The following is a 21556-nucleotide window of genomic DNA, read 5'->3' on the forward strand; positions in this document are numbered from 1 at the left end:
GGGGGACGCCGTGAATCCCCAGTCCGGCCCAGCCGCTGGCGGCTGGGCGTTCGGGCGCTTGCGAAGCAATGCTTCGCAAGCGAAGCGCCCTCACCCATGGGGGCTCGGTCGCGCCTTGCTCGTGTGCGCTGTCCTGCGCACACGGCAAGACCGGGGTTGGGCGTCCTGCCCAACCCGCCCGAGGCATGCCTCGGGCCCATGGCGCTCACGCCCCCGCAACCGGACCCACCCCGCCTTCGACAGGTTCCTGCGGTCTGTTGGAATGGCTCTTGGGGTCAGATCCGTTTTCCTTCGGAAAACGGATCTGACCCCTGATTGATTTCGATATCTGACAGAAGTGTCGACCAAGGTCGACACCTACCAACCGCCATCGGAATCTGTCAGAGGTGGGGCGGTGTCGGAGTGCGGGGTGTCAGCCGCATGGATGCGGCTGCCAAGCTTACAGGGACGTACTTGCAGCGTCCCCGCAGTCCGACACCGCCGCGCCATCCCACGGAGAGCCCGCTTTTGATTTTGCTGTTGAGGTTGCCGGCCAGCGGCCGGCACTACCGCGGGTGCAGGGCTGCAGGCCCTGCCGAACCCCCCCCCTAATCGTGCCCGCTGTCGTCCAGGCTGATGATGCCGCGCCGCAGCGCCTGGGTGACCGCATGGGTGCGATCACCCACGCCGAGCTTGTCCATCAGGCTTTTCATGTGCGCCTTCACCGTCTGCTCCGAAATCTGCATGCGCTCGCCGATGCGCTTGTTCGACAGCCCTCCGGCCACGTGCCGCAGTACCTCGGTCTCGCGCGGTGACAGGCGGTCTTCGATCACATGCGCGGCGATGCTGGCGGCCACCGCTGGAGGAATCGGCGCACGGCGGCCACCGGCCACCATGCGGATGGTGTCGACCAGTTCGTGGCGCAGCATGTCCTTGAGCAGATACGCGCTGGCGCCGGCCTGCAGTGCCCTCACCGCACGTACGTCACCGCGATAGGTGGTCAGCACGATGATGCGGGCGCGTGGGTCCAGCGCGCGGATCCGCACGATGGCTTCCACACCATCCAGGCGGGGCATCTGCAGGTCCATCAGCACGACGTCAGGCTGCAACTGCTGGTAGCGTGCGATGGCTTCTTCGCCATCGGCGGCTTCGCCGAGCAGGCGCAGGTCGGCATGAGCGCCCAGCAGTGCCGCCAGGCCATCACGCAGCAGCGGGTGGTCGTCGACCACCAGCACGCCGATCGGGGCAGGGGACTCAGTCATGGTTTTCTCTACTCCAGGGCCAATGCCAACGCGATCGGCGGCGCTGATACAGCCGCCGGGCCGGAACTGCCAGCGCGACTTCGGTACCCAGCCCGGGGCGGGTCCACAGCTGCAGTTCCGCGCCGAGGCGCTGGGCGCGCTCACGCATGCCCTGCAGGCCCCAATGGCCATGGCCGGCATTTTCGTGGGTGATGCCCACGCCATCGTCGCGCACGTGCAGCAGGAAGCAGCGCTTTCCGTAGGAAAGTTCCACTTCGATGGCGCTGGCGTTGGCATGACGCAGCGCATTGCGGATGGCCTCGCGCCCGATCAGGAACACCTCTTCGGCCGCGTCGGCCTGCAGCGGTGGCGTCGCGCCTTCCACGGTCAGGCGCAGGGGATTGATGCCATGCCCGGCGTATTCGGCGTGCACGTCGGCCAGCGCCGAAGCGAGGTCGCGGCCCGCGAACGGCGCCTCGCGCAGCGCATTTACCCGCTCGCGACCCTCGGCCAGGTTGCGCTCGGCCAGCTGCATCGCTGACTCAAGCTGGCTGCGCACCGGTTCCTGCGTCTGCGCTGACTGGCTGATCGCGTGCAGGCGCAGGATCAGGCCCTGGCTACCCTGCAGCAGGGTGTCGTGCAGGTCGCGCGCGATGCGTTCGCGTTCGCCGTTGCGCTCCTGCAGGCGCGCGCGGAACAAGGCTGCCAGCTGGCCGCTGCGGATGCGTACGGCCAGCACCAGCAGTGCAAGCACGGCGGCGGTGCATAGCAGCTTGAACCACAGGGTCTGCATGAAGGTGGGAGCGATGCGGAAGCTGCGGCTGGCCGGTGCGGTGCTCCAGATGCCATCCTCGTTGGCGGCTTCAACCTCGAACCGGTAGCTGCCGGGCGCGAGGTTGGTGTAATACGCACGTGTGCTGCTGCCAGCGTCCTGCCAGCCGTCATCCACGCCCGACAGGCGGTAGCGGTATCGGTTGCGCTCCGGACGTGCCAACGACAGCGCCACGTAGTCAATCTGCAGCTGGCTGGTGCCGGCCGGGAGGCGCAGACCATCGCGTAGCGGCGCGTGCTCGCTGCCATACAGCACCTCGCCGATGCGCACGCTGGGAGCCATCGTATTGACGTGCGAGCGGGTGGTGTCCAGCCAAGCCAGGCCCTGGTTGGTGGCCAACCACAGCAGGCCGTCGTCGGCCAGCGTTGCGGTGGCGATCGGTCCGCTCTGCAGGGCAATGCCCGGCATGCCGTCAGCTGCGTCGAACAGGCGTGGCATGACCGGCAGGCCGCTGCGCACGGCGCGGCGCAGCAGGCCGGTTTCCAGGCGAACCAGGCCACGGCTGCCGTTGAGCCACAGGTATCCATGTGCATCGGTGACCATGCCGGTGATGCCTTCCAGTACGCCGGCCATGTCAGTGCGCACCGGAACGAAACGGCCATTGCCCAGGCGTGCTGCCAGCCCGGCCTCGCCGGCGATCAGCAGAAGGTCCCGGTGGTGCAGCATCGCGGTGATCGGCCCTACCGACAGGCCGTCCCCGGAGTCGAAGCTCTCGGTGCCATTCGCACCCAGGCGGCGCAGGCGGCCATCGGCATAGCCGAGCAGCAGCTGGCCATCGGCATCCAGCGCCAGCGATGAGCAGGCCTGCTCTGGCAGGCGGATTTCACGTTGCCACTGGTCATGCTGGTAGTGCAGCACCCCGCGTTCTCCGGCGCAGACCCAGGCCTGTCCGTCATCGGGGAACAACAGGGCATGCAGCGGCTGCCCGGTGAACGGCGCCGGCAGCGGGATCAATGTGGTGTGGCCGGCGACCGTGCGCGCGAGGTTGACCCAGTCGAACTGCCAGATCGGCGTGGGTGCCTGCCGAGCGGCGGCCTGCAGCTGCGTGGCGCTGCCATCCAGCAGGGGGCGCCGCAGGTCGTAGGGCTTGAGGTCTTCGCCATAGCCATACACGCGCCCATCGCTGGCCCGTACCAGCGAGCGGTAGGGATCGCTCGGGCCGACCACCAGGGCGTGCACGCTGCGTGCGCGGAAGCGGTTGAGGCCGAGATTGGTGCCGACCCAGAGATTGCCTTCGCGATCGACGATGATCGGCACTGCCGATGTGGCAGTCAGTCCTTGCGGCGAATCGAAGCGTTCCATTCGCACGGCCCGGGTGCCGTCGAAGGTGATGCGGGCGACGCCGCCGTGCGGGCTCATCGTGGCCCACAGCGCGCCATCGGCAGTGAACTGCAGGCGCGCAGCGACCAGTTCCGGCAGCCGCCGTGCCTCACGTTCGCTGTCTGCCAGCAGACCCTGCGCGTTCGCCAGTGGCGAGGTGCCGCGCACCCGGTCGGCCAGCCACACTTCACCCTGCGGGCTTTCGGCCAGCGTCGCCATCTGCGAGACCGCGATGCCGGTGTCCTCGAACGCGGTCTGGCCCGCCGCGCGCATCCAGATCTTCAGGCCGGCCAGCACCCAGAACCTGCCCCGGCTGTCGTGCAGCACCCACTGCACACGGTGCTCGGGCAGGCCGGCAGCGGCCGGCAGTGGCTGCCAGCGGTGTCCGTCAAAGCGGCGCAGCCCGCCATTGATCGCCGCCCAGAGTTGGCCATCGCGATCCTGGCTGAAGCGCGGCACCACGCCGACCGGCACCCCCTGCTCACGGCCGTAGCTGTGCAGCCGTCCCTGCGCGAAGCGGCTGATGCCGGCCTGGAAGTAGCCTATCCACAGGGCGCCGTCGGCGGCATGCGCCAGCGTGACCATGTTGGTGGACGGGAACTGGCTACCGACGGGCGCTGCCTGCCGTTCGAAGCGACGGCCATCGAAGCGGTACAGGCCCGAGCCGGTAGCCAGCCACAAGAGGCCCTCACGGTCCTGGGCAATGTCCCATATATCGCCTGGGGCGCCCTGGCCGACACGCCAGGCGGTATGTTCGTAATCGGGCAGCCCGCCGCTCACCGGCGGGCGCTGCACGGCGAGGGCGGGCAGGGCGGTCAACAGCAGCAGGCACGTCAGCAGCGCCGGCAGGCGACGCAGGAACGGGAAGGGGCGGCCACGCATGGCGCGCATTCTGGCAGGTGTGGGGCAGCCCGGGGTGACCCGAACGGGGTAGGCGGTGGCCGCTGCGGTCGGCTATCACGCCGGCATCTCCTCCTGGAACCTGGCCATGCAGCGCCTGTTCGTGATGTTCCCTGATCGGGGGCCGGGCATCGGCCTGCTGTGGTTCCGGCTGTGCGTGACCGCCGCGCTGTGCGCGCCGGATGCTCAGGGCAGTGGGTGGTCGGCGTTGTGCCTGCTTGCAGCGGCCATGCTTGCACTGGGTATGTTGACGCCACTGGCAGCGCTCACGGCGGCCGTGGGCCTGTTCGCGCAGCAGGCGCCCTGGCCACTGGTGGCGTTGCCGCCGGCGCTGCTGCTTGTGGGGCCGGGGGCCTATTCACTGGATGCGTGCCTGTTCGGGCGCCGCCTGCTCGGCCGTCGGCCTCCCCCATTCGGGTAGGTGCCGGCCTCGACCGACGGGGGTAGGGCATCGCGCAACGGCCACGCACCATGGGGCACCCCCTCGCGGCGCCCCGCATGGTCACCGTCACTCCGCCCGATCCGCCCGCCGCGCCACTGGCACCGCAGCAGGCCGCCGCACTGCAGCGCGCCCTGCGCTATGTCGATGAGCATCTGTCGCAGCCGCTGCGGGTCACCGAACTGGCGGCCGTCGCCTGCGTCAGCCGCTTCCACCTTGTGCGCCTGTTCCGTAGCGGCACCGGCGCCAGCCCGCTGCGCTATGTGCGCCGTCGCCGCATCGAACGCGCACGCCAGCTGCTGCCTGGCGCGCGGTTGCCGATGGCGTGCCTGGCCCAGCAGCTGGGCTTCTTCGACCAGAGCCACTTCGTCCGCAGCTTCCGCGCGGAGACCGGCTGCAGCCCCGGCCAGTACCTGGCCGGCGATGCCGCCCTGTCGCTTCCCCTTGATCGTGTTTCCAACGGAGTCCATCCATGACCCATGCCACTGCCACGCCCGCCCCGGCCCTGCTGTCGCCCACCGACCATGCCCTGGTGCTGATCGACTTCCAGTCACAGATGGCGTTCGCCACCCACACCATCGATATCTCCACGCTGCGCAACAACGTGTCGCTGATCAGCAAGGGCGCCAAGGGGTTCAAGGTGCCGGTGGTGCTGACCACGGTCGCCGAAGCGTCGTTCTCCGGGCCGATGTTCCCGGAACTGCTGCAGATCTTCCCCGGCCAGCCGGTGTTCGACCGCACGTCGATGAATACCTGGGAAGACCGGCCGGTGATCGACGAGATCAACCGCATCGGCAAGCGTCGGCTGGTGCTTGCCGGCCTATGGACCAGCGTCTGCATCGTCGGTCCGGCGCTGTCTGCGCTGGCGCAGGGCTTCGAGGTCTACGTGATCACCGATGCCTGTGGCGATGTCAGCGAAGAAGCGCACGAGCGTGCGATCACCCGCATGGTGCAGGCCGGTGCGGTTCCGATGACCAGCGTGCAGTACCTGCTCGAGCTGCAGCGCGACTGGGCGCGGGGTGAAACCTACGACCTGACCACCGGCATCGCCCGCGACCACGCCGGCGGCTACGGCATCGGCATCCAGTATGCCAAGCGCATGTTCGGCGCGCAGGAAGGCGGGCACTGAGCATGCTGGCCGGTCATGGCCTTGACCTGGCCCTGCTGATGCTGCGCGTGGCGGCAGGAGGCTTCCTGCTGCCGCACGCGCTGGGCAAGCTGTTTGGCTGGTTCGGCGGACCGGGGCTGGCCGGCTTCGCCACCGAGCTGCGCGGTTTCGGGCTGCCGGCAGTGGCGCCGTTGCCGCTGCTGTTGGCCCTGTTGCAGGTGCTGTCCGGGCTGGCCGTGCTGCTGGGATGGCAGACCCGCATTGCCGCGCTTGCAGCGGCTGCTTTCATCGGCTTCACCGTGCTGTTGGCCCTGCCCAGGGGCTGGTTCTGGATGCGCGGTGGCAGTGAGTACCCGTTGATGTGGACCACGGTACTGCTGGCCATCGCGCTGGCCGGGCCCGGCACCTGGGCACTGGACGTCCATCGCCTTCCGGGAGACCTCGCATGAGTCACGATCCCCTCGACCACGGCCGCCGCACCGTGATGCTGGCCAGCGGCGCCGCGGTTGCGCTCGGCCTGGCCGGTCGCGCCGCTGCCGCACTCGATTCCACTTCCAAGGAGCGTCGCATGAGCACCCTGGTCATCCGCAATGCCCGCATCACCACCCTCGACCCTCAGCAGCCGCACGCCCAGGCACTGGCCGTGCAGGAGGGCCGCATCGTCGCCGTCGGCAGCGACGAGGAGATCATGCGCGGCTGGGGCAATGAAGCGACGCTGATCGACGCGCAGGGCAGGCGCCTGCTGCCTGGCCTCAACGACAGCCATACCCACCTGATCCGTGGTGGCCTGAACTACAACCTTGAACTGCGCTGGGACGGCCTGCGTTCGCTGGGCGACGCCCTGGACATGTTGAAGGCCCAGGTCGACCGCACCCCTGCACCGCAGTGGGTGCGCGTGGTCGGTGGCTTCACCGCCGCACAGTTCAACGAGAAGCGCCTGCCGACGCTGCAGGAGCTCAACGACATCGCGCCGGATACGCCGGTGTTCCTGCTGCACCTGTACGACCGCGCGCTGCTCAACCGCGCCGCGCTGCGTGCGTGCGGCTACAGCAAGGACACGCCGGATCCGCCGGGCGGGCAGATCGTGCGCGATTCGCTGGGCAACCCGACCGGGCTGCTGCTGGCCAAGCCGAATGCGCTGATCCTCTACGCGACGCTGGCCAAGGGCCCGCGCCTGCCGATCGAGTACCAGGCCAACTCGACGCGCCACTTCATGCGCGAACTGAACCGGCTTGGCATCACCTCGGTGATCGACGCCGGCGGTGGCTTCCAGAACTACCCCGAGGACTACCAGGTCATCGAGCAGCTGCATCGCGATGACCAGCTGACGGTGCGCATCGCCTACAACCTGTTCACCCAGAACAAGGGGAAGGAGGCGGATGACTTCCGTGGCTGGAGCGAGATCCTGCAGCCGCGCCAGGGCGATGACCTGCTGCGCCACAACGGCGCGGGCGAGATGCTGGTGTTCTCCGCCGCCGACTTCGAACTGTTCAACGAGCCGCGCCCGGAACTGCCGCCGGAGCTGGAGCCGGAACTGCACGACGTGGTGAAGCTGCTGGTCGAGAAGCGCTGGCCCTTCCGCATCCACGCCACCTACGACGAGAGCATCACGCGCATCCTGGACGTGTACGAACAGGTCAACCGCGAGGTGCCGTTCGATGGCCTGCACTGGTTCATCGACCACGCCGAGACCATCACCCCACGCAACATCGAGCGCATCCGTGCGCTGGGTGGCGGTATCGCCGTGCAGCACCGCATGGCCTACCAGGGCGAGGCGTTCGTCGAGCGCTATGGCGTACAGGCTGCGCGGCATACGCCGCCGGTCAAGCGCATGCTGGCCGAAGGTGTACCGGTCGGCGCCGGTACCGATGCCACCCGCGTGGCCAGCTACAACCCGTGGGTGGCGTTGTCCTGGCTGGTGACCGGGCGCACCGTGGGCGGCCTGGCGCTGTATGGCGAGGAGAACCTGCTCGAACGCGAGCAGGCGTTGCGCCTGTGGACGCAGGGCAGTGCCTGGTTCTCCGGCGACGAAGCGGTGAAGGGCACGCTGAAAGCTGGCCGCCTGGCTGATTTCATCCTGCTCTCGGCCGACTTCTTCCGCGTTGATGACGCGCAGATCGCCGACATCACCAGCCTGCTGACCGTGGTCGGCGGCCGCATCGTGCATGCCGACGGGGATTACGCCGGCCTGGCGCCGCAGCTGCCACCGGCGATGCCGGACTGGTCGCCGGTCAACCGCTTCGGTGGCTACCACGTTGGCGGCGCCGCCAACGGATTGGCCGCCGCGCATCGCCACCATCACGGTGTGGCCTGCAGTACGCATGGTGCTCACGGCCATGCCGCGCTGCATGCGGCGCCCACTGACGACCTGAGCGCCTTCTGGGGTGCGATGGGATGCTCGTGCTTCGCGTTCTGAGCCTGGCGCTGCTGGCCATGCCATGGATGGCGCTGGCTTGTGACACCGGCCGCTGCACCGACGTGGGCGGCGGGCAACTGCAATGGGACGCCTCGCTGCGCCTCAGGGGGATGTACTACGACCCGGCCCGATTCGGTATCGGCGGCAGTGAAGACGGCTACGGCCTGCTGCGTGCACTGGCGTCGGCCACCTATGTCGAGGACAACTGGCAGGCACGGCTGCAGCTGGGCGTGCATGCCGAGAATGGCAAGGCAGGCGGCCCGGGCCGTACCGACAGTGGCGCGTTGGACGTGCAGCAGGCCTACTGGCGCTGGCAGCGCGGTGGGTTCCATCTGCAACTCGGTCGGCAGGAAGCCGGCTATGGCAGTTCGCGGCTGTTGTCGGTGCGCGATGGGCCGAACATCCGGCTGGCATTCGATGGCGCCCGTGCAGGCTGGAAAGGCCGCCTCGGCACGCTGGACCTGATGGCGCTGCGACCGCTGGAGAACCGACCCGGCGCCTTTGATGACCGCGGCGAACGCGGTGCCCACCTGTGGGGCGCGTATGCGACCACCGCGCGGGGTCGTGGCCCAGGGCAATGGGATCTGTACCTGCTGGACTACCGTCGTGAAGGCGCGCGCTTTGCGGCGGGCTCCGGTACCGAGCGCCGGCAGACACTCGGTGCGCGCTGGTTCGGCCAGTCAGGTCTGCTGGACTGGAACAGTGAGCTGGTGGCGCAGGGCGGTGAACTGCAGACGGTTGCCGGCACGCTGGATGTCCGCGCCTGGACGCTCGCCACCGACACCGGCTGGCGCTGGACCGAGCGGCCGCTGCAACCGAGGCTGGGGCTGAAGGCGGATATCGCCAGTGGCGACGGCAAGCTGCATGACGGCCGCCTGGGAACCTTCAATGCACTGTTCCCTAAATCGGCCTACTTCAGCGAGGCCAGCCTGCTGGCCCCGGCCAACCTGATGGACCTGCAACCGACCCTGACCCTGCGCCTGCATCATGCGGTGACCACGGAACTGGGCGTACAGATGGCGTGGAAGCAGCGTCGTGCCGATGCGGTCTACACCACACCGGCACCGCTGCTGGCGTTGCCGGGGAGCGCCGGTGGCGCGCGCCGCATCGGCACCCAGTACAAATCTGAAACCCGCTGGCAGGCCAGCAAACACTGGCAATGGCAGCTGCAGCTGGCCTGGGTCGACGCCGGTCCTGCACTGAAGCAGGCCGGAGGCCAGGACACGCTGTTCGCCTCGATCGTTGGAGCATGGCAATGGTGAACGCAACCGCGTCGCAACACTCCACACAGGCCGCAGGCGCCTGGTCCCCGCTGAAGATCCAGATGTTCCGTTCGATCTGGCTGGCAATCCTGGCCAGCAACATCGGCACCTGGGTCAATGATGTAGCCGCCGCCTGGGTGATGGCCGAACGCACCGGTTCGCCGTTGATGGTGGCCCTGGTGCAGTCGGCCACCACTGTGCCGATCGTGCTGCTGGCGCTGGCCGCCGGAACGCTGGCCGACATCGTTGATCGCCGCAGGTACCTGCTGGCGACCCAGGGCTGGATGCTGCTGGTCGCGGCAGCGATGGCGGCGCTGACTGCGATGGACATGCTGACCCCGCAGTTGCTGGTGCTGCTGACCTTCTGCATGGGCTGTGGTGCGGCGATGGCAATGCCCGCGCAGGCCGCCATTGTCTCCGAGCTGGTACCGCAGCCGATGCTGGCCTCGGCGGTGGCGCTGAACTCGATCGGCATCAACATCGCGCGCTCGATCGGCCCGGCCATTGGTGGCGTGATCGTGGCGCAGCTGGGTGCGGTGTGGGCATTCGGCTTCAACGCCATCACCTTCGCCGCGATGCTGTTCGTCGTGTGGGGCTGGACGCGTGATCCCAAGCAGTCCAGGCTGCCACCGGAAGGTTTCGGTGCCGGCTTGAAGGCGGGCCTGCGTTACGCCAGCCGCGCCGGGCGGCTGCAGGCTGTGCTGATCAAGTCGGTCGGCTTCTTCTTCTTTGCCGCGGCGATGAACGCGCTGTTGCCGGTGGTGGTGCGTGGGCAGATGCATGGCGGGGCGGGGCAGTACGGCATGCTGCTGGGCTGCATCGGCATCGGCGCAGTGGGCGGTGCGCTGCTGCTGCCGAAGCTGCGTGCGCAGCTGGATCGTGACCTGTTGGTACTTCTGGCGACCTTGTCGCTGGCCCTGAGCCTGGTCGGGCTGGCGCTGACCCGCAGCTGGTACGTGCTTCCGGCGGTGATGCTGGTCAATGGATTTGCGTGGATCACCGTGCTGTCGTCGCTGCAGATCGCTGCGCAGACTGCGGTTCCGGCATGGGTACGTGCGCGTGCACTGGCGCTGTACATCATGGTGTTCTCCGCTGGCATGGCGGCCGGTGGCCTGAGCTGGGGCGCGCTCGCACAGCGCACCTCGCCGGAGCTGGCGCTGCTGGTGGCTGCCGCAGGTGCGGTGATCGGCGGATTGCTGGTGTGGCGTGTGCGCATCGCCGGTACCGAAGACCTGAACCTGCGTCCGGCCGGGCACTGGCCGGCACCAGAGCTGTCGGTGCCGGTGTCGAATGATCGCGGCCCGGTGCTGGTCACCATCGAGTACCGCATCGACGATGCTGATCGTGCCGCGTTCCAGGCGCAGATGCGCGCGCTGGGCACGATCCGCCGCCGCGATGGGGCCGTGGTCTGGGGCGTGGTCGAGGATGTGGCCAGCCCGGGCATCCACCTGGAGTATTTCGTGACCCCGTCGTGGCTGGAGCACCTGCGCCAGCACGAGCGCATCACCGCCGACGACAAGGCGATCCAGGAAGTGCTGCGGGAACTGCATCGCGGTGAGCGCGCACCGGTGGTACGTCACTTCGTGGGTGGGCATGACCCGCTGCCTGCCGCCGTGCCGCATCACCACACCGACATCTGACCCGCAGGTGGTAGAGCCGGCCGCTGGCCGGCTGCGCGTGATCACGATGGATGATCGGGTTGCCGGCCAGCGGCCGGCACTACCGAAGGAGCGGCGGCGCCCTGGGGCGCCACCGCGGGACATCATTTGCGTGCGAACGCCAGCAGGTCGGCGTTGAACTGGTCGGCGTGGGTGATGGTCAGGCCATGCGGCGCGCCGGTGTACACCTTCAGCTCGGCGTCCTTGATGATCTGCGAGGACAGCTTGGCCGAAGCATCGAACGGCACGATCTGGTCGTCATCGCCGTGTACCACCAGCGCCGGCACGTCGATCTTCTTCAGGTCTTCGGTGTAGTCCACTTCCGAGAATTCGTGCACGCAGTCGTACTGGCCCTTGACGCCACCGAGCATGCCCTGCAGCCAGAACGCATCACGCATGCCCTGGGTGACGGTATTGCCATCGCGGTTGGCACCGAAGAACGGTGTGGTCAGGTCCTTGAAGAACTGCGAGCGGTCACCGCCCGTGCCCTTGCGGATGCCGTCGAACACCTCCAGCGGCGTACCGGCCGGGTTGGCATCGGTCTTCAGCATCAGCGGTGGCACCGCGCCGACCAGCACCACCTTGGCCACGCGCTTGCTGCCGTGGCGGCCGATGTAGTGGGCGACTTCGCCGCCACCGGTGGAATGGCCGACCAGGATCGCATCCTTCAGGTCCAGTGCTTCGATCACTGCGGCCAGGTCATCGGCGTAGGTGTCCATGTTGTTGCCGTCCCAGGTCTGGCTGGAGCGGCCGTGGCTGCGACGGTCGTGAGCGATCACGCGGAAGCCGTTCAGGCCCATGAACAGCATCTGCGGGTCCCAGGCATCGGACGACAGCGGCCAGCCGTGGGCGAACACGATCGGCTGGCCGGTACCCCAATCCTTGTAGAAAATGCGGGCGCCGTCGGCGACGGTGACGAAGTTGCTCATTGCGGTTTCCTTGGCGGAAGGGAGGGAAGGCACTGGCAGTTGTGCCGGTGCCTCCGGCAGTACAGCGCAGCGCCAGAGCGGCGACTTGCACGGCTGTGCTGGATTGCGCGGGATGTGACGCATATCGCTCTGGCACGAAGCCGTTCCGGCATTGACGATGGCGGCTGCCCTGTCGAGGAGCCTGCAATGTCGCATGCGTTCTGGAGCCTGTGGGTGTGCCTGCTGCTGACCACGGCGGCGCACGCCCGGACCAACGTCTACAAATGCGTGGACGGGCCGCATCCTGTCTACCAGCAGACGCCGTGCCAGGGGCGTGCGGAATGGCGCTGGGAGGTGCCGCCGGAGCCGCCTTCGACAGGTGCGACCGTGGCCAAGCCAGCGAGCTCGGCCTCAAGCCGTCCGCGTGTGGTGCAGCAGGGGCGTGCGCGGGCCGCTCTGATACCCATCAGCACCGATCCCGCCGCCTGTGAGCACGCGCGGCAGCAACGCGGGAAGGTGCTCGCCAAGGCCAAGCGCCTGGACTTCGTACAGCGGCGGCAGCTGGATGATGCGGTGCATGACGCGTGCCGTTGAATCCAGGTGCCAGAAACGACAACGGCGCCCAAGGGCGCCGTTGAGAGCAGATGCCAGGTGCCGGACCTCAGCGACCGTCGCTGGCCGTCGCCGGTGCCGGCGAGGGCACGCTGTCAGGTTTGGGCAGGCTCAGCTCCGGGTTGCCCTGTTCGGCCTGCAGGATCTGGATGCGGCGCTGCAGGGCGTCCAGCTGGCTGTTCGTGCTCTGCACGTCGCTGCTCAGGCTGACTGCCTGCTGCTGGGCCTGCTGCAGGGCCGCGCTGACCTGGGCCGACTGCGCCTGCTGCTGTTCCATTTCCTGCTGCAGGGTGCGCAGGCGTTCCTCGTTGTAGGCCACCAGGCGCTCGGTATAGCGCTTGCCGGCTTCCAGGCGGGTGGTGTCGATGTAGACCTGGGCAAGCTGCTCGGACTGTTGCGCGAAGGTGCGGTAGACACGCTCGGCGTTGTCGACGGCGTCAGTCTTGATCACCCGCCAGAAATTCTTCTCCTGGAACAGGGCGACGTAGTAGGTCAGGGTGTTGGCGTTGAACAGCAGGCTGGCGCCGTAATTGCCGTTGTAGGTGGTGCGCAGCTCGGTCAGCTGGCGGGCATCCATCAGCTGCTTGAGCTCGTCAACGGTATTGCGCACCACCGGTGCGCTACGAGCGGCCGGCTCTGCGGCAGCTTCGCGGTCGCCACGGGCAGCCATCGCCGCTGGTGCCACCAGCATCATGCTCACGGCCAGCAGTGCCGCGCCGTACGCGCGCCGGGCGAAGACCGCGCCCCCTGAAGTTTCTCGCATGTCTAGACCATCCACGGATGAGTGTGGGTTGAGATGAAAGTGGTTCCCCGCCGGGAGTCTAGCATGTGCGCGGGCGCCGCCAAGGGCGCCCGTCACGGGTCAGTAGACCAGCTGTGCGGCGCTGCACTGGATCGACTGCACGTTGACGTCGGTGCGCCCCAGCTCCAGGCCCAGCACGCTGGCCAGCAGGTTGGTCAGCAAGGTGCCGACGCTGTTGAGGACCGGGCGCAAGGCGGACAGGATCGGCTTCAGCAGCGTGCACAGCAGGCCACTGCAGCTGACCGTGCCATCGGGGTTGGTGACGCCGGTGCCGCCGGTGCCGTCAAGGAACCCGGCCGGCGCGGTCTGTATGTACGAGGCCAGGTTGTTGCGCACGCAGCCGTTGTAGTCGATCAGGTTGCCCAGCAGGCTGTCGCAGCGGTTGATCAGCAGGCCGCCCACCAGCGAGCCGAGCAGTCCATCGAGCACGCCCAGTCCTTGACCGGTGACCGTCACCTTGAACGCATCCCAGACCGGACCGTCCTTGTGGCAGGTGGACAGGTTCAGCAGGCCACAGGCGTAGGGCAGGCCTCCGGGTACGGTCCAGCTGTTGAGCGGGGCCAGTTGCCGGCTGGCGTCGCCATCGCGCAGCAGTGGAATCAACTTGTCCACCTCATACCGGGTGTTCGGCGGGAAGGTGGCCTGCAGGTAACGGTCGGCCAGGGCCTTGGCTGTGTCGTTGGCACTCATGCCCTGCTTGGGTGAACTGAGCATGCCCGACAGCACGCGCAGCAGCTCATTGACAAGGTCGGATACTGCGTTGCCGAGAGCAAGTGGATTGATGCGCGTCGAGCCGGTTTCGCCAGCGGCCAGGGTGAGGTTCTGCGAGCTGGTCAGGGCCGGCAGCGTGATCTTGTCGTTGATCAGGGGTTGTCCGAGCAGTTTCAGCAGCTGTTCGTTGTTCAGCGTCGCGTCGCAGACATTGTTCTTCGAGAAACGCTGCGATGGATCGACGTTGCCGACGCAGGCCCGCAGGACCGACGAATCCACCTGGATGGTGGCCCTGGGTGGATTGGCGCCACACTGGATTCCGGTCAGCGTTCCCATTCCGTTGGCGACATCGACATGCAGCGGCAGGTGCAGGCGCGTGCCCAGCAGGTTCAGAAGTGGCCCCAGTGCGAACAGGTTGTTGCTGTCCACGTCTGCCACCAGCCTTACCTGCGCGTTGTAGGCGCGGCTGCCGACACCGCCGATGGCGATCGATGGCGGCTCGACCACGCCGGCCTGGATCTTGATGCCCAGCAGGTCCAGCCCCTTGACCGCCACGCCGTTGCCATCGTTGGCGATGGAGATCGCAGTGTTGATCAGGTTGAGCACGTTGATCTGTGACTCCAGTGCACTGCCGACCGTGCCGTCGGGCGAGACGACTTCGGCGAAAAGGCCGCCGCCGCCGGACTGGCTGCCCAGCACGATGTTGAGCTTGTTGATGTCCAGCTGGGTGGCAACCAGGTCGGACAGGGCGCGCAGCTGCACGCCCACCGTGGAGTCGCGGCCGACCACGGTGGCGGTGGCGTCGACCAGCTGCGCCAGCGAAACCTTGTTGACCGACAGCAGGCGGTTGAAGTCGGCCACGCTGAGGTTGGCGCTGACCGGGATGTTCAACGCCTTGAGCAGGCCCGATGGCGTGATGTTGGCCTGGGCGAGGCCGTCATAGGAGAGCACGGTGGCGTTGGTCACATCCAGGCCGACCAGGCGCAGGGTCGACAACAGTACCGAGTCGCCATTGGTGCGCAGTAGCTGCGAACCGACCGCGAACACCGCAGTCGGTTCGGAACGGCGGGCCACGGCCTCCACGCTGACGGTGGGCAGGGTGGTGTTCTGCCCGAAGAACGGCAGCACGCTGCGCTGCGCGACGACCTGCACGGCATTGCGCGGGTTGCTGGCATCGATGGTGGTGACGAAGCGGTTGGCGGTGGTGCGGTTGGCGCTCCAGTTGCCGCAGCGGATCTGCAGGCTCCCTTCGAACGTGTTCTGGGTGAGTGCGCTGTGCCGCGCAGCGCTGTTGTCGCTGTTGTCCGAGCTGCACAGCTCCAGTCGTTGCGCTCCGGCCAGTGCGGCCAGATCAGCAACTTTCTGCGCATCGCGCTTGGCCCAGAACAGGTAGCCGATCTCGATCAGGCCCAGCATCGCCAGCAACGCCAGCATGACCAGCATCATGGTGATCGACATGCCGCCCCGTGCGCGGCTGAAACTGAACTGGCGTGGGCGTTTCATGGCCTACCTCAGCGTCCGGATGAGGATGATCCCTTGGACTTGGCGACATCGGTCTCAAAAAAGTCCGGGATCTCGTGTTCGAAGCTCTTCATGTAGCGTGCGTAGCTCAGCGTCGCCTGGTCGCCGAGGATCGGCAGGTGCTGCCCGGCCTGCTGTCCGGACGCCTGCAGGCGGAACAGGTTGCGCGCGGTATCACCGATCTGGCTGCGGCCGGGTCGCGCGGTTGCACCGTTGCCGTAGGTGATGTCCACTGCAGCAGGCGCCGCCTGCGGCACTGGTACGGGCCGGGCCGCCAGGTCCACGGCGGGCAATGACTCGGACTGCAGCGGCTGCGCAGCCGGCGCTGCCGGTGTGCTGCCGCCAAGCATCTGTCCGGTGAGCGGCTGTTGCTGCGCCTGCACTGCGGCGGCCGGCAGCAGGCAGATCAGAGCGGGCAGCAGGCGTCGGGCCAGGGGCGTCGCGGTCATGGTGTGTTTCCGTTCGGGTGGTCGGAGGCGCTGAAGCGTTCCAGCATCGAGGGCGGCAGGCGCTGTGGGTCGCGTTCGTCGCGGCTGTCGCGGCGCGGTTCCGCCGCCAGTCGCGTGACGCCGCGCGGGTTGTTGGCCGCGTCGCTGTCGACAGCGCGCACAGGGGGCGGCACGACCGCCGCAGCAGCCGCTGCGGCCTGGCGCTGCTGCAGGCGGGCCCGGATCTGCGCCGCCTGCTGCTGGATGCTGAGCCGGGTGTCCTTGTTGAGGTTGGCCTGCTGGGCGAGGCGCTCGGCGGTGGCGGTGTCGCCACGCAGCACCGCCCACAGGGCGAGGTTGGCGGTGGCCTTGGCATTGCCTGGGGACAGTTCCAGGGCCTTGGCCAAGGGTTCGCGCGCGCGCTCGAACTGCCCGGCGCGCAGCCTCGCATAGCCCAGATCGCCGAGATAGCTGGTATTCAACGGTTGCAGTTGGGTTGCCCGCGCCAGCGCCTGCTCGCTGCCGGCGTCGTCGTCTCGGCGCGCGGCGATCAGGCCGAGCCCATGCGCGGCTGCGGCGGCCTGGGGGCCGCTGGAAAGCGCGCGGTACAGTGCGATCGCGGCATCGGCCTGGCCGGTCTCTCGCAGCGCATCGGCCTGCAGCAGCCGCAATGCCGGCGGGTCGCCGTAACGCTGGCGGAAGGCGTCGACGTGGGCGAGCGAGGCATACCACGCGCCTTGCTGCTGCATGCGCTCGATCAACTCCAGGTACGCATTGCGGCTGTCCTGCGGTGCCGGTTCGGGCGCAGCCAGGCTGGGCGCGCGCAGGTACTTCGGCGTGGTCGACCCACAACCACTGGTGATGGCAGCGAGGGCAAGCAGCAGGCAGGAGGTGCGCAGGGCAGGCATCAGGGCGATCCCATCTTGGACAGGGTAGTGGCCAGCGCGACCAGCGCCGGCCCGGCGAGCACCAGCATCAACGCTGGCAGCAGGGTCAGCATCATCACCACGGTCATCTTCACCGAGAGCTTGCCGACCTTTTCCTTCAACGTGTTGCGACGCTGCTCGCGCAGGCGGAGGCTGAACTGCCGCAGGGGCTCCTGCACCGCACCGCCATGGGCATGCACCTGCAGGATCAGCTGCATCAGGCTGGTCAGGTCATCGTCGGCATAGACTTCGCTCAGCCGCCGCAGGGACTGCGCGCGCGTGCGGCCATGGGTATAGGCGACATTGGCCTCCTGAAGTTCGCTGCCGAGTACCGGCAATGCATCGCGAAGCTTGTCGCCGAGCGTCTGCAGGCTCTGGTCCATGCTGAAGCCTACGCCCTGCAGCAGGCGCAGCAGGTCGATCAGCAGCGGCAGCTCGGTTTCGACTGCACGCCGGCGCCGCTTCACCCAGGAAGAGAGAACGAATTTGGGCAACAGCAGTCCAGCGGCCAAGGCACCGATGATCACCATGATCCTGGCCAGCCCGGTGACGCTGCTGAATGTCAGCACCAGTGCCAGCACCAGCACGGCCAGCAGCAGGCGCAGGCCGAGGTAGATGGCCGTACCGCGACGGGTGTTCCACCCGGCCAGATCCAACAGCAGCCGATCTTCATTGGCCAGCAATGCCGTTTCCAGGCGGCCGCCGCTGAGGGCACGGCCGAAGCGTTCGAGCCAGCCCAGCGAATCGTGCCGTGCAGGTTCGGTGTCACGGGACGTCTCGCGCGGCTGCAGGGCGGTCTTCAACGTGGCCGATGTACGCTGCTCACGATGGCTGCGTATCCAGCCGCCGATACCCAGCAGGGCGATGCCGGCAGCCAGCACGAGCAGGGAGAGGGCGAACCAGGCGCTGGCGCTCATCGGTCGTCTCCGGCTGGGCGGGGGTTCATAGCGATCTGGCCAGGCGATACAGCAGGAAGCCGCCGACAAGCTCCATGCCCAGTGCAAGCAGCAGGATCTTGTGGCCAAGCGGATCGTGCAGCACCGGCTGGAAGAAGTCCGGGCTGGCGATCGCCATCAGCACCGCGCAGGCCGGTGGCAGCAGGCCCAGCACCCACGCAGACATGCGTGTCTCGGAGGTCGTCGCCGAAAGCTCCTGCTGCGCCTGTTCCAGGTCGCGCATGAAATCACCCATGCGCTGCAGGATCTGGTCGGAGCGCCCGCCGATGCGCACGCTGACACCGATCACCACCGACAACACCTTCAGCACCTCCATGCGATAGGGTTGCGCGGCCTGCGCGAGTGCACGGTCCAACTCCATGCCGCTGCGCGCAAAGCGCACCGTGGTGTCCAGCAGCCCGCGCAACGGCGCGCTGGTCTGCATCGACGCAACCTGGAACGCGGCCTGCAGGCTGTTGCCCAGTGCAGTCAGCCGCACCAGGTTGTCGAGGAAGTCCGGCAGCTGATGCAGCAGTTGCGCACGCAGCTTCGTGGTCCGCCGCATCACCCACAGCCAGCAGCCAAGCAGGTACAGCAGCAGGGTCAGCGGAAACATCCACGCGGTGCCCAGCCGCGCCATCGCTACCACCGACAGTACCAGCCCCGGTACCAGCAGCATGATGGGGATTTTCCAGCCGGTCTGCAGCCCTGCGCGCTGCAGCAGGCCATCCAGCGGCAGCACGCGGCGCCCGGTGCTGGCGGGCCGCGCCGGATCGTTGGCAGCGGTGACGGACGGCCCGGCGGGTGCCCCACCCGCGGCGCTTCCGCGCGAAAGCTGCTGCTCGGCGTGCCGCATTGAAACCTGGCGTTGTTCACGGCTGCTGGCCGTGCCCCACAGCCAGGCTGCCAGCGCCAGCAGCACCGCGATGATGCTCAACATGCCCAGCAGCGCGCCGGTTCCCATGCTCAGAAGTCTCCGTAGAGCGATTCGCGCAGCTGTTGGCGGAACGGCTCCAGCTTGTGCGAGTGTGGATGGAAGCCCAGCCCGACCCAGCGATCGATCTCTTTGCCGTTGCCGTCGATCTGCAGTTCGTGGCGGAACATTTCCTGGGTGGTGATCAGGTTGTCGCTGACACCGGTGATCTCGGTGATCGATACCAGCACGCGGCGGCCGCTGCCCAGGCGCGAGATCTGCACGATGAAGTCGATGGCACTGGCGATCTGCCGGCGCAGGCTGTCCTCGCTGCCCTGGAAGCCGGCAAATCCAGCAAGCATCTCGATCCGGTACAGGCAGTCGCGTGGTGAATTGGCGTGGATGGTGGCCATCGAACCGTCGTGGCCGGTGTTCATGGCCTGCAGCATTTCCAGCACCTCGGCGCCACGCACCTCGCCCACCACGATGCGATCAGGGCGCATGCGCAGGCTGTTGCGGACCAGATCGCGGATGCTCACCGCGCCATGGCCTTCGGCGCCACCGATGCGGCTTTCCAGGCGGACCACATGCGGGTGGTTGAGCGAGAGTTCTGCGGTGTCCTCGACGGTGATCACGCGCTCGTTCGCGGGGACGTAGCTGGCCAGGGCGTTCAGCAGCGAGGTCTTGCCGGAGCTGGTGCCGCCGGATACCAGGATGTTGCAGCGGCCCAGCACCATCGCCTTCAGCAGGGCGTGCATCGGTTCGTCGAAGGTGCCCTTGGCCAGCAGTTCATCGGGAGTGAATGGATCCTTGCGGAACTTGCGGATGGACACCATCGGTCCGTCCACGGCCAGCGGCGAGATGATCGCGTTGAGACGGCCGCCGTTGGGCAAACGCGCATCGACCATCGGGTTGGAGTCATCCAGGCGGCGCCCGAGCGGGGCCAGGATACGTCGCAGGATGCGCAGCAGGTGCGTATCGTCGGTGAATCGCTGGGTGGCCCGCTTGAGCTGGCCACCCTGGGAAACATGCACATCCTTGAAACCGTTGATCAGGATGTCTTCGATGGACGGGTCGTGCAGCAGGTCGTCCAGCGGGCCAAAGCCGGTCAGCTCCTTGACCAGGCCGTCGGCGACCACCTGCATCTCTTCTTCGTTGATCGGGATGCGCCACTCCTGGATGAAGCCCACCGTCTGCACCTGCACCCAGCGGGCGATGGTGTCGGGCGCCCAGGAATCGATGTCGATGCGCTCGTCCTCGATGCTGTTGAGCAGGTGCTCATGCGCTGCCGACAGCACCTTCTGGTACTGCTCGGTCTGCGCGAACGGCTGATGGCCCGGCGTGCTTTCGGGCAGCACCGGCCGGGCAACGGCATGCGGGAAAGGGGTTACCTTGTCTTCCATTGCGATCCACCCAGGGCAAGGGAGAGTCTTTCCCGCAGGCCCTGCGCCTGCACCCGGCAAGCGGCCGGGTCCAGGCGCGAAACCAGTGGGGCGAGGGCACGCAGATAGGGGTCACGCGGCGCATCCTGCAGCAGCAGGTGGCCCTGGCTCGCTGACAGGCGCACGCGGGGGCGCTCGGGAAGCGTGGCCAGCAGGGGCACCTCGAAGCGGCGCGCAATCTGCTCCGGGCTCATTCCGCTGCTGTCATCGTGGCGGTTGATCACCAGCTGCAGCCGCTTCTCGCGTTCGCGTTGCCCGGCAAGGTGCTTCAGTGCCTGATCGAGCGACACCAGCGTGGCGATCGAGGCATCAGTGACCAGCCAGATCTCGTCGGCCTGGTCCAGCAGCAGCGGTGGCAGCTGGCGCACCGGGCAACCGCCGGCATCACACAGCACGCTGGCGAACACGGTGCGCAGGCGCTGCAGCAGCGCACCCGGATCGGACGGCGGCACCGCGTCGCTTCCGCTGGCGCGGTCCAGCAGCACCAGCCCGGAATCGTGCCGGGCCATGGCCGTGCGGGCGAGGGTGGCGTCGATGCGGCTGGCGTTGCGCAGCGCGTCTTCGTAATGGAAGCGGCTGTCCAGGTTGAGGTACAGCGCAAGGTCACCCGAAGGCTGGGCCAGTTCCATCAGCAGGCCGTCCTGCTGCACTGCCTCGCCCTGTGCCAGCGCACGGGTCTGCTGTGCCAGCACCGAAAGGTGCGCGGCCATCGTACTGGTGCCGACCCCGGCGCGCACGCCCAGCAGGACGATCAGGCGCGCCTTGTGCGCGTGCTGCGCGGCGGCAGCTGGTCGTGGTGACAGGGCACGACGCAGTGCGGCCTCGACACCGGCGTTGTCGCTGTCCAGGTCCAGTACGTCACGCAGGCCCGCCCGCAGTGCGATGACGACGCCCTCTACCTGTCCGGCACTGGTGGCACCGACGGCAACCAGTGCGAGGTCCGGTTCTGTCTGTTGCAGTTGCTGCGCCAGCACGCTGGAGGCGGCGGCATGCTCGGGGCGGAAGTCGAGCAGCACAAGGTTCTGCGGCCCGCGGTGCAGGTCCTGGGCGGAGGTCGGGGCGCTGCTGTCCTGCCAGTGCAGGGTGGTGGTCGGCGGCAGTTTGGCCGCCAGCCGGGGCAGCAGTTCGCGATCCATTCCGTACAGGACCAGGTTCATCGGCGGTCCTTGCGGATGCAGCGGCTGGGCAGTGGCGTAGGGCATG

Annotated in this window: 19 protein-coding genes; 8 read left to right on the top strand and 11 right to left on the bottom strand. The window is 67.8% G+C overall.

Features of this window, described 5'->3' with window-relative positions:
* Positions 1-587: 587 nt before the first annotated feature.
* Together AC5P9W_RS12595 and AC5P9W_RS12600 are read right to left on the bottom strand one after the other, a co-directional pair.
* Positions 588-1241, bottom strand: coding sequence for a response regulator (locus AC5P9W_RS12595; protein WP_019659979.1), 654 nt, complete (start codon positions 1239-1241; stop codon positions 588-590).
* A complete protein-coding gene (locus AC5P9W_RS12600; RefSeq protein WP_495219288.1) occupies positions 1234-4263 on the bottom strand; it encodes a sensor histidine kinase in 3030 nt (1009 codons plus the stop codon). The genes AC5P9W_RS12595 and AC5P9W_RS12600 overlap by 8 nt, the downstream gene beginning before the upstream one ends.
* Before the next feature lie 97 nt (positions 4264-4360).
* On the opposite strand from AC5P9W_RS12600, the gene AC5P9W_RS12605 reads away from it, so the two are divergent.
* The 7 genes from AC5P9W_RS12605 to AC5P9W_RS12635 all read left to right on the top strand — a co-directional run bounded on the left by AC5P9W_RS12605 (position 4361) and on the right by AC5P9W_RS12635 (position 11137).
* The gene (locus AC5P9W_RS12605; RefSeq protein ID WP_019659977.1) at positions 4361-4693 is read left to right on the top strand and encodes a hypothetical protein; all 333 of its coding nucleotides are present in this window, start codon (positions 4361-4363) and stop codon (positions 4691-4693) included.
* A 50-nt stretch (positions 4694-4743) separates the two neighbouring features.
* Entirely contained in the window at positions 4744-5187 is a 444-nt protein-coding gene (locus AC5P9W_RS12610) for a helix-turn-helix transcriptional regulator (protein ID WP_021204299.1), read from the top strand.
* The gene (locus AC5P9W_RS12615; RefSeq protein WP_197575860.1) at positions 5184-5840 is read left to right on the top strand and encodes a hydrolase; all 657 of its coding nucleotides are present in this window, start codon (positions 5184-5186) and stop codon (positions 5838-5840) included. The genes AC5P9W_RS12610 and AC5P9W_RS12615 overlap by 4 nt, the downstream gene beginning before the upstream one ends.
* 2 nt (positions 5841-5842) lie before the next feature.
* The gene (locus AC5P9W_RS12620) at positions 5843-6268 is read left to right on the top strand and encodes a DoxX family protein (RefSeq protein WP_111102432.1); all 426 of its coding nucleotides are present in this window, start codon (positions 5843-5845) and stop codon (positions 6266-6268) included.
* A 119-nt stretch (positions 6269-6387) separates the two neighbouring features.
* Entirely contained in the window at positions 6388-8235 is a 1848-nt protein-coding gene (locus AC5P9W_RS12625) for an amidohydrolase family protein (protein WP_197575862.1), read from the top strand.
* Complete coding sequence (locus AC5P9W_RS12630; RefSeq protein ID WP_021204295.1) at positions 8214-9497, top strand: alginate export family protein; 1284 nt, start codon at positions 8214-8216, stop codon at positions 9495-9497. Before AC5P9W_RS12625 ends, AC5P9W_RS12630 begins: the two co-directional genes overlap by 22 nt.
* The gene (locus tag AC5P9W_RS12635) at positions 9491-11137 is read left to right on the top strand and encodes an MFS transporter (RefSeq protein ID WP_111098149.1); all 1647 of its coding nucleotides are present in this window, start codon (positions 9491-9493) and stop codon (positions 11135-11137) included. Before AC5P9W_RS12630 ends, AC5P9W_RS12635 begins: the two co-directional genes overlap by 7 nt.
* A gap of 122 nt (positions 11138-11259) precedes the next feature.
* On the opposite strand, the gene AC5P9W_RS12640 is transcribed toward AC5P9W_RS12635, so the two are convergent.
* Positions 11260-12084 carry an alpha/beta fold hydrolase gene (locus tag AC5P9W_RS12640; protein ID WP_197575859.1) on the bottom strand — a complete coding sequence of 275 codons (825 nt, stop codon included), beginning with the start codon at positions 12082-12084 and terminating at the stop codon, positions 11260-11262.
* A 186-nt stretch (positions 12085-12270) separates the two neighbouring features.
* Here AC5P9W_RS12640 and AC5P9W_RS12645 point away from each other — a divergent pair, with 186 nt between their 5' ends.
* Entirely contained in the window at positions 12271-12657 is a 387-nt protein-coding gene (locus tag AC5P9W_RS12645; RefSeq protein ID WP_197575858.1) for a hypothetical protein, read from the top strand.
* Positions 12658-12724: 67 nt separating this feature from the next.
* Here the strand turns inward: AC5P9W_RS12645 and AC5P9W_RS12650 are convergent, their stop codons facing one another.
* From AC5P9W_RS12650 to AC5P9W_RS12685, 8 genes are all read right to left on the bottom strand, one after another.
* Positions 12725-13438, bottom strand: a complete 714-nt coding sequence (locus AC5P9W_RS12650) for a DUF2968 domain-containing protein (RefSeq protein WP_019659968.1) — start codon at positions 13436-13438, stop codon at positions 12725-12727.
* 99 nt (positions 13439-13537) lie between these two features.
* A complete protein-coding gene (locus AC5P9W_RS12655) occupies positions 13538-15691 on the bottom strand; it encodes a TadG family pilus assembly protein (protein WP_188250230.1) in 2154 nt (717 codons plus the stop codon).
* 8 nt (positions 15692-15699) lie between these two features.
* A complete protein-coding gene (locus AC5P9W_RS12660; RefSeq protein ID WP_188250231.1) occupies positions 15700-16158 on the bottom strand; it encodes a DUF3613 domain-containing protein in 459 nt (152 codons plus the stop codon).
* Entirely contained in the window at positions 16155-17045 is an 891-nt protein-coding gene (locus tag AC5P9W_RS12665; RefSeq protein WP_197575857.1) for a tetratricopeptide repeat protein, read from the bottom strand. The genes AC5P9W_RS12660 and AC5P9W_RS12665 overlap by 4 nt, the downstream gene beginning before the upstream one ends.
* Positions 17045-17980, bottom strand: a complete 936-nt coding sequence (locus tag AC5P9W_RS12670; protein ID WP_164145122.1) for a type II secretion system F family protein — start codon at positions 17978-17980, stop codon at positions 17045-17047. The genes AC5P9W_RS12665 and AC5P9W_RS12670 overlap by 1 nt, the downstream gene beginning before the upstream one ends.
* A 25-nt stretch (positions 17981-18005) precedes the next feature.
* The gene (locus AC5P9W_RS12675) at positions 18006-18962 is read right to left on the bottom strand and encodes a type II secretion system F family protein (RefSeq protein WP_495219289.1); all 957 of its coding nucleotides are present in this window, start codon (positions 18960-18962) and stop codon (positions 18006-18008) included.
* A gap of 2 nt (positions 18963-18964) precedes the next feature.
* The gene (locus AC5P9W_RS12680; protein WP_019659962.1) at positions 18965-20314 is read right to left on the bottom strand and encodes a TadA family conjugal transfer-associated ATPase; all 1350 of its coding nucleotides are present in this window, start codon (positions 20312-20314) and stop codon (positions 18965-18967) included.
* Entirely contained in the window at positions 20299-21555 is a 1257-nt protein-coding gene (locus AC5P9W_RS12685; RefSeq protein WP_019659961.1) for a CpaE/TadZ family protein, read from the bottom strand. The genes AC5P9W_RS12680 and AC5P9W_RS12685 overlap by 16 nt, the downstream gene beginning before the upstream one ends.
* Position 21556 lies beyond the last annotated feature (1 nt).

The organism is Stenotrophomonas sp. YJH_SMC_33 (assembly GCF_059372295.1).

What these genes read in the sequence shown, in the direction of transcription:
- AC5P9W_RS12595 (WP_019659979.1), bottom strand. Translation starts at nt 1,241, where the DNA reads ATGACTGAGTCCCCTGCCCCGATCGGCGTGCTGGTGGTCGACGACCAC.
- AC5P9W_RS12600 (WP_495219288.1), bottom strand. Translation starts at nt 4,263, where the DNA reads ATGCGCGCCATGCGTGGCCGCCCCTTCCCGTTCCTGCGTCGCCTGCCG.
- AC5P9W_RS12605 (WP_019659977.1), top strand. Translation starts at nt 4,361, where the DNA reads ATGCAGCGCCTGTTCGTGATGTTCCCTGATCGGGGGCCGGGCATCGGC.
- AC5P9W_RS12610 (WP_021204299.1), top strand. Translation starts at nt 4,744, where the DNA reads ATGGGGCACCCCCTCGCGGCGCCCCGCATGGTCACCGTCACTCCGCCC.
- AC5P9W_RS12615 (WP_197575860.1), top strand. Translation starts at nt 5,184, where the DNA reads ATGACCCATGCCACTGCCACGCCCGCCCCGGCCCTGCTGTCGCCCACC.
- AC5P9W_RS12620 (WP_111102432.1), top strand. Translation starts at nt 5,843, where the DNA reads ATGCTGGCCGGTCATGGCCTTGACCTGGCCCTGCTGATGCTGCGCGTG.
- AC5P9W_RS12625 (WP_197575862.1), top strand. Translation starts at nt 6,388, where the DNA reads ATGAGCACCCTGGTCATCCGCAATGCCCGCATCACCACCCTCGACCCT.
- AC5P9W_RS12630 (WP_021204295.1), top strand. Translation starts at nt 8,214, where the DNA reads ATGCTCGTGCTTCGCGTTCTGAGCCTGGCGCTGCTGGCCATGCCATGG.
- AC5P9W_RS12635 (WP_111098149.1), top strand. Translation starts at nt 9,491, where the DNA reads ATGGTGAACGCAACCGCGTCGCAACACTCCACACAGGCCGCAGGCGCC.
- AC5P9W_RS12640 (WP_197575859.1), bottom strand. Translation starts at nt 12,084, where the DNA reads ATGAGCAACTTCGTCACCGTCGCCGACGGCGCCCGCATTTTCTACAAG.
- AC5P9W_RS12645 (WP_197575858.1), top strand. Translation starts at nt 12,271, where the DNA reads ATGTCGCATGCGTTCTGGAGCCTGTGGGTGTGCCTGCTGCTGACCACG.
- AC5P9W_RS12650 (WP_019659968.1), bottom strand. Translation starts at nt 13,438, where the DNA reads ATGCGAGAAACTTCAGGGGGCGCGGTCTTCGCCCGGCGCGCGTACGGC.
- AC5P9W_RS12655 (WP_188250230.1), bottom strand. Translation starts at nt 15,691, where the DNA reads ATGAAACGCCCACGCCAGTTCAGTTTCAGCCGCGCACGGGGCGGCATG.
- AC5P9W_RS12660 (WP_188250231.1), bottom strand. Translation starts at nt 16,158, where the DNA reads ATGACCGCGACGCCCCTGGCCCGACGCCTGCTGCCCGCTCTGATCTGC.
- AC5P9W_RS12665 (WP_197575857.1), bottom strand. Translation starts at nt 17,045, where the DNA reads ATGCCTGCCCTGCGCACCTCCTGCCTGCTGCTTGCCCTCGCTGCCATC.
- AC5P9W_RS12670 (WP_164145122.1), bottom strand. Translation starts at nt 17,980, where the DNA reads ATGAGCGCCAGCGCCTGGTTCGCCCTCTCCCTGCTCGTGCTGGCTGCC.
- AC5P9W_RS12675 (WP_495219289.1), bottom strand. Translation starts at nt 18,962, where the DNA reads ATGGGAACCGGCGCGCTGCTGGGCATGTTGAGCATCATCGCGGTGCTG.
- AC5P9W_RS12680 (WP_019659962.1), bottom strand. Translation starts at nt 20,314, where the DNA reads ATGGAAGACAAGGTAACCCCTTTCCCGCATGCCGTTGCCCGGCCGGTG.
- AC5P9W_RS12685 (WP_019659961.1), bottom strand. Translation starts at nt 21,555, where the DNA reads ATGCCCTACGCCACTGCCCAGCCGCTGCATCCGCAAGGACCGCCGATG.